The organism is Chloracidobacterium sp. (genome assembly GCA_016711345.1).
Lineage (GTDB): Bacteria > Acidobacteriota > Blastocatellia > Pyrinomonadales > Pyrinomonadaceae > OLB17.
Window position 1 is genome coordinate 466,691 of record JADJTD010000001.1, and the last position, 12,090, is coordinate 478,780.

Annotated in this window: 15 protein-coding genes and 1 tRNA gene; 7 read left to right on the top strand and 9 right to left on the bottom strand. The window is 49.1% G+C overall.

Features of this window, described 5'->3' with window-relative positions; genetic code table 11:
* The first annotated feature begins 16 nt into the window (after positions 1-16).
* The 3 genes from tsf to frr all read left to right on the top strand — a co-directional run bounded on the left by tsf (position 17) and on the right by frr (position 2,032).
* Entirely contained in the window at positions 17-679 is a 663-nt protein-coding gene (gene tsf / locus IPL32_01990; GenBank protein MBK8464578.1) for a translation elongation factor Ts, read from the top strand.
* A 73-nt stretch (positions 680-752) separates the two neighbouring features.
* Entirely contained in the window at positions 753-1,469 is a 717-nt protein-coding gene (locus IPL32_01995) for a UMP kinase (GenBank protein MBK8464579.1), read from the top strand.
* 2 nt (positions 1,470-1,471) lie between these two features.
* Positions 1,472-2,032: a ribosome recycling factor gene (gene frr, locus IPL32_02000; GenBank protein MBK8464580.1), complete on the top strand. Its 561-nt coding sequence runs from the start codon at positions 1,472-1,474 to the stop codon at positions 2,030-2,032.
* A gap of 84 nt (positions 2,033-2,116) precedes the next feature.
* Here the strand turns inward: frr and IPL32_02005 are convergent, their stop codons facing one another.
* The 6 genes from IPL32_02005 to IPL32_02030 all read right to left on the bottom strand — a co-directional run bounded on the left by IPL32_02005 (position 2,117) and on the right by IPL32_02030 (position 6,427).
* Positions 2,117-2,527: a hypothetical protein gene (locus tag IPL32_02005; protein MBK8464581.1), complete on the bottom strand. Its 411-nt coding sequence runs from the start codon at positions 2,525-2,527 to the stop codon at positions 2,117-2,119.
* A gap of 16 nt (positions 2,528-2,543) precedes the next feature.
* Positions 2,544-4,979: a UvrD-helicase domain-containing protein gene (locus tag IPL32_02010; protein MBK8464582.1), complete on the bottom strand. Its 2,436-nt coding sequence runs from the start codon at positions 4,977-4,979 to the stop codon at positions 2,544-2,546.
* 3 nt (positions 4,980-4,982) lie between these two features.
* Positions 4,983-5,540: a hydrolase gene (locus tag IPL32_02015; protein MBK8464583.1), complete on the bottom strand. Its 558-nt coding sequence runs from the start codon at positions 5,538-5,540 to the stop codon at positions 4,983-4,985.
* Positions 5,540-5,716: a hypothetical protein gene (locus tag IPL32_02020; GenBank protein MBK8464584.1), complete on the bottom strand. Its 177-nt coding sequence runs from the start codon at positions 5,714-5,716 to the stop codon at positions 5,540-5,542. Before IPL32_02020 ends, IPL32_02015 begins: the two co-directional genes overlap by 1 nt.
* Before the next feature lie 107 nt (positions 5,717-5,823).
* Positions 5,824-6,267, bottom strand: coding sequence for an acyl-CoA thioesterase (locus tag IPL32_02025; GenBank protein MBK8464585.1), 444 nt, complete (start codon positions 6,265-6,267; stop codon positions 5,824-5,826).
* Between the two features lie 86 nt (positions 6,268-6,353).
* Positions 6,354-6,427 (bottom strand) — tRNA-Gln (locus tag IPL32_02030).
* Positions 6,428-6,513: 86 nt separating this feature from the next.
* Here IPL32_02030 and smpB point away from each other — a divergent pair.
* The 4 genes from smpB (at position 6,514) to IPL32_02050 (ending at position 10,448) form a co-directional block, all read left to right on the top strand.
* Positions 6,514-6,972 (top strand): SsrA-binding protein SmpB, encoded by a 459-nt coding sequence (gene smpB / locus IPL32_02035; GenBank protein ID MBK8464586.1) that lies wholly within the window; start codon positions 6,514-6,516, stop codon positions 6,970-6,972.
* A gap of 53 nt (positions 6,973-7,025) precedes the next feature.
* Positions 7,026-8,522: a leucyl aminopeptidase gene (locus IPL32_02040; protein MBK8464587.1), complete on the top strand. Its 1,497-nt coding sequence runs from the start codon at positions 7,026-7,028 to the stop codon at positions 8,520-8,522.
* A gap of 94 nt (positions 8,523-8,616) precedes the next feature.
* Complete coding sequence (sucC, locus tag IPL32_02045) at positions 8,617-9,777, top strand: ADP-forming succinate--CoA ligase subunit beta (protein MBK8464588.1); 1,161 nt, start codon at positions 8,617-8,619, stop codon at positions 9,775-9,777.
* 155 nt (positions 9,778-9,932) lie between these two features.
* Positions 9,933-10,448, top strand: coding sequence for a four helix bundle protein (locus IPL32_02050; GenBank protein MBK8464589.1), 516 nt, complete (start codon positions 9,933-9,935; stop codon positions 10,446-10,448).
* Between the two features lie 130 nt (positions 10,449-10,578).
* Here IPL32_02050 and IPL32_02055 read toward each other — a convergent pair whose 3' ends face one another.
* The 3 genes from IPL32_02055 to IPL32_02065 are packed head-to-tail and all read right to left on the bottom strand — an operon-like array spanning position 10,579 to position 11,947.
* Entirely contained in the window at positions 10,579-10,845 is a 267-nt protein-coding gene (locus tag IPL32_02055) for a hypothetical protein (protein ID MBK8464590.1), read from the bottom strand.
* Positions 10,836-11,531 (bottom strand): hypothetical protein, encoded by a 696-nt coding sequence (locus IPL32_02060; protein ID MBK8464591.1) that lies wholly within the window; start codon positions 11,529-11,531, stop codon positions 10,836-10,838. The genes IPL32_02055 and IPL32_02060 overlap by 10 nt, the downstream gene beginning before the upstream one ends.
* On the bottom strand, positions 11,528-11,947 hold the full coding sequence (locus IPL32_02065; protein MBK8464592.1) for an AAA family ATPase: 420 nt from the start codon (positions 11,945-11,947) through the stop codon (positions 11,528-11,530). Before IPL32_02065 ends, IPL32_02060 begins: the two co-directional genes overlap by 4 nt.
* Positions 11,948-12,090 lie beyond the last annotated feature (143 nt).

A 12,090-nucleotide genomic window follows, 5' to 3' on the forward strand; every position in this document is an offset into this window, starting at 1 on the left:
ATTTTTGGAGTAAGTTATGGCAGAAGTTACAGCAGGTGCAGTGAAATCACTGCGTGAAAAATCAGGTGCAGGAATGGTCGATTGTAAAAACGCTCTCGTCGAGGCTAATGGCGACGAGAATGCGGCAATGGATATTCTTCGTAAAAAAGGCATGGCGCAGGCCGGCAAGAAAGCTGGTCGCGTGACCGCCGAAGGAGCTGTAGGCTCTTACATTCACATGGGCGGCAAGGTCGGCGTTCTCGTCGAGGTCAACTGCGAGAGCGATTTCGTCGCCCGCGGCGAAGAGTTTCAGCAGCTTGTCAAAGACGTCGCAATGCATATCGCAGCGACCGATCCGCGTTGGACAAATCGTGATGAAGTTGCAGAAGCTGATCTCAATAAAGAACGCGATATTGTTCGTGAAATGTTGATGGCCGATCCGAAAAATTCGGGCAAGCCTGCTGACATTCTCGACAAGATCATCGACGGCCGTATGAACAAGTTTTACGAGGACAACGTTCTCGTCGATCAGCCGTTCGTAAAAGATCCGTCGAAAACGGTCGGCGAACTTGTTGGTGAAAAGATCGCATCGATCAAAGAGAACATCACCATCCGTCGGTTCTCGCGCTTCAAAATGGGCGAAGGCATCGAGAAGAAGACCGATGACTTTGCCGCGGAAGTCGCGTCAATGATCGCGTAAATAAGTCACAAGTCTTGAGCCGGAAAAAGACTTTTTACGACTCAAGGCTCCAGACTTAAGACTCAAGACTCTTATGAAGCCTGCATTCAACCGCATCCTGCTAAAACTCTCCGGCGAGGCTCTCGTGGGCTCGCAGAGTTACGGCATTGACACTAAGGTGGCTGTTGCGGTTGCTAAGGAGATCAAGGCAGTTCACGACCTCGGAGTTGAGGTCGCTGTCGTGATCGGCGGAGGCAATATCTTTCGCGGTGTTTCCGAATCTGCGGGAAATATGGATCGTGCAGCGGCCGATTACATCGGAATGCTTGCGACCGTAATGAACGCAGTTGTCTTGCAGGATGCATTGGAACAGTTGGATGTCTACACCCGCGTAATGTCGGCGATCGATATTCCGCAACTTGCCGAACCTTTTATCCGGCGACGCGCCGTGAGACATCTTGAGAAAAAGCGTGTTGTTATTTTTGCTGCTGGAACCGGCAATCCGTATTTCACTACCGATTCGGCAGCGGCATTGCGGGCACTTGAGATCGAAGCCGAGGTGATCTTGAAAGGAACCAAGGTTGACGGTATTTATTCAGCCGATCCGGTCAAAGTGCCTGATGCGACAAAATTCGACACAATAACATATCAGGAAGTTCTCGAAAAGCAGTTAAAGGTTATGGACGCATCGGCAATATCGCTTTGCATGGACAACGCTTTGCCGATCATGGTTTTTAACATGCAAAAAAGTGAAAATATTATCAAAGCTGTATGTGGCGATCTTTCGATCGGCACACTTGTAACGAAATAAATATGAGCGTACAGGACGTAACAAAAGAAACAGGGCCAAAAATGGAATTGGTCGTTGAAGATTTCAAGCGTAAGCTTTCGAATGTAAGAACAGGACGTGCTACCGTCGGACTGCTCGATGCGATCCATGTAGATTATTACGGCACACCGACGCCGTTAAATCAGATGGCGTCCGTCGCTGTGCCTGAAGCACAAACGATCACAATTCAACCTTGGGATGCGACCGCTATGGCGGCTGTTGAGAAAGCTATCGTGGCCGCAAACCTCGGCATGAACCCGTCAAATGACGGCAAGATCATCCGGCTGACGGTGCCGGCACTAACCGAAGAGCGACGAAAGCAGTTTGCAAAACAGGTACATGAAATTGCCGAGGAACACCGCATTGCGGTTCGCAATGTCAGGCATCATTCAAACGACCTTATAAAGAAACTACTGAAAGATAAGACGATCTCCGAAGACGACGAACGCGGCGGACTGGACGAAGTGCAGAAACTGACCAATAGTTACATCGCCAAGATCGACGAGCTTGCCAAAAATAAAGAAACCGAAATAATGAGCGTCTGATTTTTTTCACGACAAAGACACAAAGGGCACAAAGATATTTTCATATTTCTTTGTGCCCTTTGTGTCTTTGTGGTGAAAAAATTCTTAGTTGCCTTTCGCTTCTTGCTCTGTCTTAAATTTCTGAAGCTGCGTCTTAAATTCTCCACAGGTTTTGACTAGTTCGGCGTTGCCGTTATTCGCTTTGGCTTCCTCGATACTTCTCCTGACGGCTTCTTTTATCTTATTTAAAACCACCGCTTTGCCTGCTTTGGCAATATAGCCGTCGTCGGGATTATTCGTCTCGGCGGCGATCATATCCATGACCACGTCGCATTCTGGAATTCCGGTCGTATCCTCTCCAACCACTGCATCTACACCCTTGTCAGTCAGGGATTTGTTCGAAGCCGAGGGCGTCGTCGTTTTGCTCTTTTCAGAAAGCGGATTTATCGAACTGCACCCAAGCACAACCATAAATAGCACGAGACAAACAACAAAAAATGAGATCCTATTCTTCATAATATTCATGTAGCAATTATTCTATATGCAAATTTGCGTATTTCTCGATCAGTTTCTTCTGCCCAAACCCGGGAAAACTAACAGTCAGCTTAACATTGTCGCCCGAACCTTCGCGACGCAAAACTAACCCACGTCCATATTTTTCATGCCTGACATTAGATCCGGGAACGAGAGATTGCGGATCGCGGATCGCGGATTGCGGATCAGGTTTTGACGCGGCTGCCTTTAGCTTTTCTAAAGCAGAAGGTGGTTTTATTTTTTCATTTTCTCCCCATCTCACTTGCTCGCTTTCTTTCTCAGCGGCTTGACGCATCTGCGGTTCAACTGCCTTCTTCTTAAAAAACTCCGCGATCGCTTCGCTGCTGTTATAGGTTTTTCCGGAATATACACTCTTCGGTTTTGGCGGCGGGCTTTCTCCACGAAGAGCGCTTACGGCAGCCTTTGCCTTCAACGCGGTAGAACTGCGTGCATACGACAGCCAGGACGCGCTTTGCGAAAGATCCTCGATCAACTCAAGCGGCATCTCATTCAGGAATTGCGACGGTTCAGCGGCGATCTCTTCGCCATAAAATCTTCGCCGCATCGAGTGCGTCAAATAAAGAATATTTTCCGCCCTCGTAATTGCGACATATGCCAAACGACGTTCCTCTTCAAGTTCTTTCGGATCGCCGATCGACCGCGAATGCGGAAAGATGCCGTCCTCAAGGCCGACAAGAAACACAACAGGAAACTCCAAACCTTTGGCCATATGGACCGTCATCAATGTAACGCCGGCCTTCTCATCATACTTATCTGTATCCGAAGAAAGTGCAGCGTGATCGACAAAATCGCGTAGGCCGTTCTCTTCCTGCTTGTCGTAATCGACAGCGGCATTTACGAGTTCCTCAAGGTTTTCGAGCCGGGCTTCCGAGTCATCAGAGTTTTCAATACGGAGCGTATTCGCATAGCCAGTATCTTCAATGGCTGCAATAATTACGTCAGAAACCGGCTTGCTTGATCCTGTGGTATCTGAAACCTTTCCTATCAAATTTTCTATAGTTTTGCGAAACGAATTGAACGCCGTACGAGCACGCGGCGTAATACTCACATCAGCCGGAAAATCAGGATCGGTTATCGACGCAACCGCCATCCACAATGATGATCTATTCGCCTTTGCAACGCGCTGAAGTTCATCGAGACTGGTCTTTCCAATGCCGCGCGTCGGTGTATTTATCACACGCAGCAAAGCAATATCGTCAAACGGATTCATCGCAAGTTTGAGATATGCAACGATGTCCTTGACCTCGGCACGCTCGTAAAAGGAAAAGCCTCCGACGATGTTGTACTCGATTCGCAAACGCCTCAATGACTCTTCAAACAACCGCGACTGTGCGTTCGTTCGGTATAGCACGGCGATGCGTTCACTAGCGTTTCGACGACGATTCTCCTCGATTCGCTGTGCGACAAACCGAGCCTCGCCGTCGCCGTCATACGCCTGATAGTAAAATATCCGCTCGCCGCCCGCGTTCGCAGTCCAGAGCTTCTTTTTCTTTTGATGAATATTATTCGAAATGATCGCATCCGCAGCATCGAGTATCGTCTGAGTCGAACGATAATTCTGTTCAAGCAGGATCACCTTCGCATTCGGAAAATGCTGCTCGAAATCGAGAATATTCCGTATATCGGCCTGCCTAAAACCATAAATGCTCTGAGCATCGTCGCCAACCACACAAATATTCTGCTGTTTCTCCGTCAGGAAACTTATCAAAGCAAATTGCAGAGCATTTGTGTCCTGATATTCATCGACAAGAATATATTTGTAGCGATCGTTATATTTGTCGCGTGTTTCAGATGATTTCCGAAGCAGCTTTACCGTCTTGATCAACAGATCGTCGAAATCGAGCGCATTTGCCGTATGCAGACGGTCATCATACATTTTGAAAACCTTTGCGATCTGCGCTTTCTTTTCGTCGGCCATTTCCACGCGCGAAGCATACATTTCGTAGTCTTCGCCGCGATTCTTTGATAAGCTGATCGCACTACGCACCATGCGTGGAGCGAGCTGTTTTTCGTCAATGCCGAGTTCCTTGATACAAGCCTTTACGACCTTATTCGAATCATCGGTGTCATATATCGTAAACGACTTTTTATAGCCTTCATCCAGCTTGTCGATGTCCTGCCTCAGAATACGAACACACAAACTATGAAAGGTGGAAATCAGCGGCGCTGATTGCAGTCTTTGATCTCTTAACAGGTCGCCAACACGCGAGCGCATCTCGCCGGCAGCCTTGTTTGTAAATGTAACAGCCAGAATATTGTGCGGAGCAACCCCTTTTTCTGCAATAAGATACGCCATGCGAACAGTTATGACGCGCGTCTTGCCCGAACCCGCACCGGCGAGAATAAGCAACGGCCCTTCCGTCGTTTGAACGGCCTCAATTTGTTGTGGGTTAAGTGAAGAAAGCGATTCCATCGGTTATTTTATGAGAGCTTGTATTTCCTTAAATTTCTCATGCTTTGCATCGCGCATAAGTTCAAACAAAGCCATTTCTATCGAAGATTCGATCGCGCCGCTGCGCTGCATTTTCGCAAGTCCCGCGAGCCGGTTGTATTCAAAACGCGATGTTACACAATCGCTCAAAACATGCACCTGAAAACCTCGATCAAGCAGATCATGCGCGGTCTGATTAACGCAAATGTGCGTTTCCAATCCACAGATCATCACTTGTTTGATGCCTTTATCAGTTAGTCCGGCAACCAAAGATTCTGCACCGCACGAACTAAAGGCTGTCTTTTCAAAAACGCCTGCGATGTCGTCAAATAAACTCTTTATTTCTGCCGCAGTGTTTCCCAATCCTTTCGGATAGTGCTCAGTCACAAATACAGGAACATCGAGTAACCGGCATCCGCGAATCATTCTCGCAGCCCGTTCCGCGATCTTGTCAAAATCTGCAATGATCGGACGAAAACCTTCCTGTATGTCAACAACGATCAAGGCTGCATTTTGCTGCTGAAGTAAATTTGGATGAGGCATTATTCAGGCTGAGTTTTTGCTTTTGCGTCCGTCTTCGCAGCCTTGCGAGCAGCCTTTTCGGCCATTTCTTTCTTGTATGTCTTAAAGAAAAAATAGACCGACACGGCACAGACGATAAGGATCAGCACCATCATCGCTGCAATGAAATAAACTTCGGCTCTTCCGGCTCCGGGCATGACTTAAGTTTAAGGTTCAAAGTTAAAAGTTCAAAGTTACGATTTACGAACCACGAAAAAATCTTTAGGTTGCGTCCAACTTTGAACCTTAAACTTTAAACTTTGAACTAACTAGGTGCGTGATCGGCCGGAAATGCCTTTTCGTATTTACCAAGCAAGCGGTTTCGATAGATCTCAGGCAAGAGGCGGACTTTTTTGTCCTTGTCCGTCACCACGTGAAGCGTTTCGCCCTCGGCGATGAGGATGTCGTCGGACACTCGATGCACTTCGTAATAAAACCTGAGGCTGCGGCTGCGAACTTCTCCAACTTTCGTTCGGATGGTCAAAACATCTTCGTAATACGCGGGCGATTTGTAGCGGCAGTAAGATTCGGCAACGACCATTAGTGCCTCCTCTTCTTCCTCCATCTCTTTGTAGGAAAATCCCTTAGAGCGGCATAGTTCGCTGCGGCCGACCTCGAACCAGACAAGGTAGTTGGCATTATGGACAATGCCCATCTGATCCGTCTCGGCGTATCGAACGCGAACTTCAGTTTCGTGCCATTCGTCCATAAAAAAATCGTGAGCCTTGAGTCACAAGTCTTGAGTCGGAATATTCCTGCTCACGACCCAATACTCGCGACTCACGACTGATTTTTTGGCTGGGAGACAGGGATTCGAACCCCGATAGGCAGATCCAGAGACTGCAGTCCTACCATTAGACGATCTCCCAGCGTATTTATAATTTACGTTTCCGAGGTCGCGTCTGTCAAAAACGGCTTTGCGAATCGCTACGGCAGAATGCCACAATAGGAGTTTATGTCCACGGACAAGGAAATACTAAACAACCGTCAGGCCTTTCACGAATACTTCATTCTCGACACATTCGAGGCTGGAGCAGTTCTTTTAGGCACCGAGGTCAAAAGCATCCAGGCCGGGCGAATTCAGCTCAAGGAGTCTTACGTTTCGATCTCTGAGGGCGAAGTCTGGCTTATGGGATCGCATATTTCTCACTATTCGCATGGCAACATCAATAATCACGACGTTCTGCGCCCGCGAAAGCTGCTTCTGCATCGCCGCGAGATCGAAAAACTCGAAAAAGAGACGACGCAAAAAGGCATGACGCTGGTCGTAACGCGGATCTATTGGAAAAACGGACGGATAAAATTCGAGGTCGGCGTCGCAAAAGGCAAGAAACTATACGACAAACGCGACACCGAAATGAAGAAAACGATCGAAAAAGAAACTCAGGCTCAGTTGAAAGAGAGCCTTAGATAAGTTATAGATATTAAAGCGTTTTATTTAAAAACATATAAAAAATCGAGGTATTAATGAAATTTCAGGGGATCACAGGAAATTTTACAGAAGCTAATGCTGAAGCGTTGGCTGTGGCGGTCTTTAAGGGCGAAGGTGCATCGAGCGGTGCTCTCAAGGACCTCGACAAATTGACGGGCGGCCTGATCGCCGCGGTCATGAAGGCAGAGGAATTCAAAGGCGACGTCGGACAGACGGCGTTGCTGCGTTTTGCGGCAAAAGGCAAAGTTAAGGCCAGCCGTCTGCTGCTGGTCGGCGTTGGCGATAAAAAAGATTACAAAGGCTCGTCGGTCGCTGCGGCTTCGGGAACAGCTACCCGCTATTTACGCAAGCGAAACGTCAAGAACTTCGCGTTTCTTCCACGTTTCAGTGGAGCCGTCGAAGCCGCTCAAAATGCCGTACAAGGCTTTATAACGAGCCAGTTCGAGCTTGATAAGTACAAGACCAAGGACAAGCAGGACAAAGTCGTCACGGGCCTTACCATCTGTGTCGATGACGCAAAGCCTGCCGATCTCAAAACCGGCATCGCTCGTGGACAGGCTATCGGCGACTCGATGAACTTCACTCGCGACCTCGCCAACGAGCCGCCAAATATTCTTCACCCGACCGAAATGGCCGCACGAGCTGCCGCGATGGCAAAGCAGGTCGGCCTTAAATGCGAAGTGCTCGACGAAGCCAAAATGACCAAACTCGGCATGGGCTCGCTGATGAGCGTTTCGATCGGCTCGGCTCAGCCCGCGAAAATGATCGTACTCAAATACACGCCTGCTAAGAGCACAGCCAAAAAAGGTGAGCTTCTCGCACTTGTCGGCAAAGGCATCACCTTCGACACCGGCGGCATTTCGCTCAAGCCCGGCGAAGGCATGGACGCGATGAAATACGACATGTCCGGCGGAGCGACAGTCATCGGAACGATGCGTGCAATTGCCTTGCTCAAACCGAGCGTTCCGGTAATCGGCATCGTGGCCGCAGTTGAGAACATGCCCGACGGAGCGGCTTCGCGGCCAAGCGATGTCGTCCACGCTATGAACGGCAAGAGCATCGAGATCCTGAACACCGACGCCGAAGGCCGCCTCATCCTCGCCGACGCAGTCGCTTACGCCGAGAAACAGGGTGCTACGAGCATCATCGATATGGCAACCTTGACCGGTGCGGTCATCGTCGCTCTCGGTGACCTGAACACAGGCATCATGGGCAACGATCAGAAATTTGTTGACGAGATCATCGACTGCGGCAAAGACGCAGGCGAAGGCTTCTGGCAATTGCCGCTAAGTGCTGAATACAGCAAAATGATCCGCTCCGACATCGCCGACATCAAGAACATCGGCCCGCGCGGCAAAGCCGGCACGATCATGGGCGCGGTCTTTATCCAGGAATTCGTCGACAAAGCCAAATGGGCGCACCTTGATATAGCAGGCACGGCGTGGTGCGATTCCGCCAAAGGCCACCACTCAAAAGGCCCAACCGGCGTCGCGATCCGCACGCTTATTAAGCTAGTCGAAAAATCACAATAGATTTCTACGGGCAGAAACGCGAGTGTAAACGAGCGTGCATATATGTTACGGCACGCTCGTTAACACTCACGTTTCTGCCCGAATCATTAAACTCATGAAAATCCACGAATACCAAGGCAAAGCCATCCTCAAAGAATTCGGCGTTCCCGTACCGCGCGGCATCGTCGCACGCACGTCTGACGAAGCCGAAGCAGCCGCACGCGAACTCGGAACAGATGTGGTCGTCGTTAAAGCCCAGATCCACGCCGGCGGACGCGGCAAAGGCGGCGGCGTAAAACTCGCCAAATCGCCCGAAGAAGCAAAGCAGATCGCATCCGAAATTCTCGGCATGATGCTCATCACACACCAAACAGGCCCGGAAGGCCGCGAGGTCAAGACACTTCTCATTGAAGAAGGCCTGCCCATCGACAAAGAGTTCTATCTCGGCATCACCCTCGACCGCGTAACCGGCCGCAATGTCTTTATGGCGTCGTCAGCAGGCGGTATGGACATCGAAAAGGTCGCTGAGGAAACGCCTGAACTTATCCTCAAAGAAACTATCGATCCGGCAGTCGGCCTTCGGGGCTTTCAGGCACGCAAACTCGCGTTCGGCCTCGGCATTCCAAACGATCTCATCAATCAAGCCGCGTCGTTCATGCTAAAACTCTACGACGCCTATGAGAAAACCGATGCGTCACTCATCGAGATCAATCCGTTCCTGCTCACCAAAGACAATCGCCTGATCGCTCTCGATGCAAAGCTAAGTTTCGACGACAACGCAATGTATCGGCACAAAGATTACGCCGAACTCCGCGACTTGGGCGAAGAAGAACCTCTCGAGATCGAGGCGTCCAAATACGACCTCAACTACATCAAGCTAGACGGCAACATTGGCTGCATGGTAAACGGCGCAGGCCTCGCGATGGCGACGATGGACATCATAAAACTCTCCGGCGGCGAACCCGCAAACTTCCTCGACGTCGGCGGAGGTGCAAGCCAGGAGCGTGTCGAACAAGCATTCAAAATTCTCCTCGCCGACACAAATGTAAAAGCCGTACTAATAAACATCTTCGGCGGCATCGTCCGCTGCGACATGGTAGCCAACGGCGTCGTCGCAGCCGCAAAAAATCTCGGAGTCTCGATCCCCATAGTCGCAAGATTAGAGGGCACCAACGTCGAAGAAGGCCGCCGCGTCCTAGCCGAATCAAACATCGGCATAATCCCCGCCACCACAATGAACGACGCCGCAGAAAAGGTCGTAGCGGCTGCAGCATAAGTTTTGGTTATAGGTTTTTACGCTTGTGGCATCGGGAGGTTGTGTAGATTTTGTTGCAGTTTTTTTTGATTTTAGATTTTGAGTTGACCTCAAATCTGAAATTTCAAATTTGAGATTTCAAATTTCAAATCTAAGATCTCAAATTATCCAAAGCCATGAAATACTCAACCTTCGAAGAGTTGCCTGTCTGGAACACCGCTATTGAATTTGCTCTAAACGTATTTGCATTCACAAACAAATCAGATTTTCGAGGTCTCGGAGATACTAAAAATCAATTAGAGCGCTCCGCACTTTCGATCTCCAACAACATCGCCGAAGGCTTCGAACGAGGCACCACCGCTGAACTGATAAATTTCCTGTACATAGCCCGAGGCTCCGCCGGCGAAAGCCGCTCGATGCTTCGTCTATGCGAGCGTATTGAACGATTCTCAAATTTCAAATCTGAAATTTCAAATTTGACCGGAAACGCGGTCAACATTTCAAAGCAGCTTCACGGCTGGCTCGAATCCCTAAAAAACACGGATATCAAAGGCGTAAAATTCTTTACAAACAAAGAAAAGAAACGCATTGAAATGGACAAGGAATTCGCGGAGTTCGATCAAACAATGGAACGACACCGACAAGAACTGCTAGAAAAACTAATCCAGCGCGAGCAACAATCTAACGGCTAGAGCATTCCGAATTTTCAATTTCAAATTTCAAATCTGAAATTTCCCAACCTCAAGTATCTTTCTTCTCAAATCTGAAATTTCAGATCTTAAATTCTTCTTTACGCCGTTCCGCCCCAAAGTTCATTCCAGCCTACGAAGTATTAAACAAACATGTAGGCCCGTCAACATGTCGGCCGCCTGTGCCGAAGACGCCAAATTCCCATCGCGATAAATTCCCGGACGTGCCGTACATATACCAGACCATCGGCTTGCCGTTCTCGTCTTCTTTCTCGACAAATATCTCGCGGTCGTCTCTGTCGAAAGTGCGCTTGAGACCCGACAAGTCCGCCCGGCGTTCGTGATGGCCGGGTTTTGTCGGAACTTCGGGCGATTCCTCATTCGCATCGCCTACCGGCATATCATTCGGAGCTGGATATTCCCCGTTGCCGTTGCCATCGTCATATTCCCATCCTCTTCTCCTTCATCATCCTCTTCTCCTTCATCATCCTCTTCTTCGTCTTCGTACTCGTTTAAGTAATCGTCGTCAAATTCGAAATCATCGTCGCTATCATCAGTCGGGTCTAATTCGGGACGCCATTTTTTGAACAGTTCACATGCCTTCCATTTCGAAATTCCGAGTTTCTCGGCGATCGCACGGAATTTTTCGCCGGCATAGTGCCGCCGTTTTACGTCGCAGATAAGCTGCCTGACCTCTTCGTCGATCTTGGTAGCGAACCTATCGTCGAATGCGAGCTTTAGCAGCCCGTCTTCCGATTGTTTGATCGAGTAATACGGTGCATTATCTACGGTCCAGCTAATTGCGGAGCTTCTCGAACGCGTTTGTATCATATAAAAACTTGTCCGATGCCTCGGATTTCGTCCGAGTGCGAACACGCTGTCCGCAACTTCGCACAGAACTCGCGAGCGCCGCATATCGGCTTCGCTTACAAACCTTTTCCAGCCGGGCTCGCGCGCTCCTGCAAGAACAAGAACCGAAATTCCCAATTCATCCTTGAGCTGCTTAAGCTCACGCATCAGTTTAAGTATCTGCCGCGTACCGTCACAGCTTTGGCTGACCGCGTTAATATCGTCGATGATTATCACTTGTAACCGTTATCGTTTATCCGTTCACGCAGCCACGCGCAAAGTTTGTCGTTCGATGCTGGCCGTTCGCGATACAGGTTACGTGAAAACTCATAATGCTTCGCCGCATGCGTGTAACGCATTTGAAGTTGCGCATTTGAAAGAGCCAGGTCGACGTACAGTACCTTCTGGCGTTTTGCCTCCATGTTGAAGGCCTCGACGCCTCGACCTCGTGCCGCCGCATCAGCGATCTGAAGAGCAAGAATGCTCTTGCCCGTGCCCGTTGCTCCGAAAAGCAATGCCATCTCACCCTCGCACCAGAACTCTCCAAACAGCATTCCCGGCGGTACAAAATCTTTAGAATTTGCGAAACAATCATTTATCCGACTCGCCTGCCGTATGTTTTGTCCTTCGTCTTTTGAAAAGGAATCATGCATAAGTAGTTTTCCTAAAATTAGAATGAACCGCTTGACATTTGCGGCTATGTATTGCATACTTGCAACGCTGTGTTATGATACGTCATCTTATCTATGCAAGTTCTGAATGTCAAGAGTTTTTTTGCAAAATTTACCGGACAAGG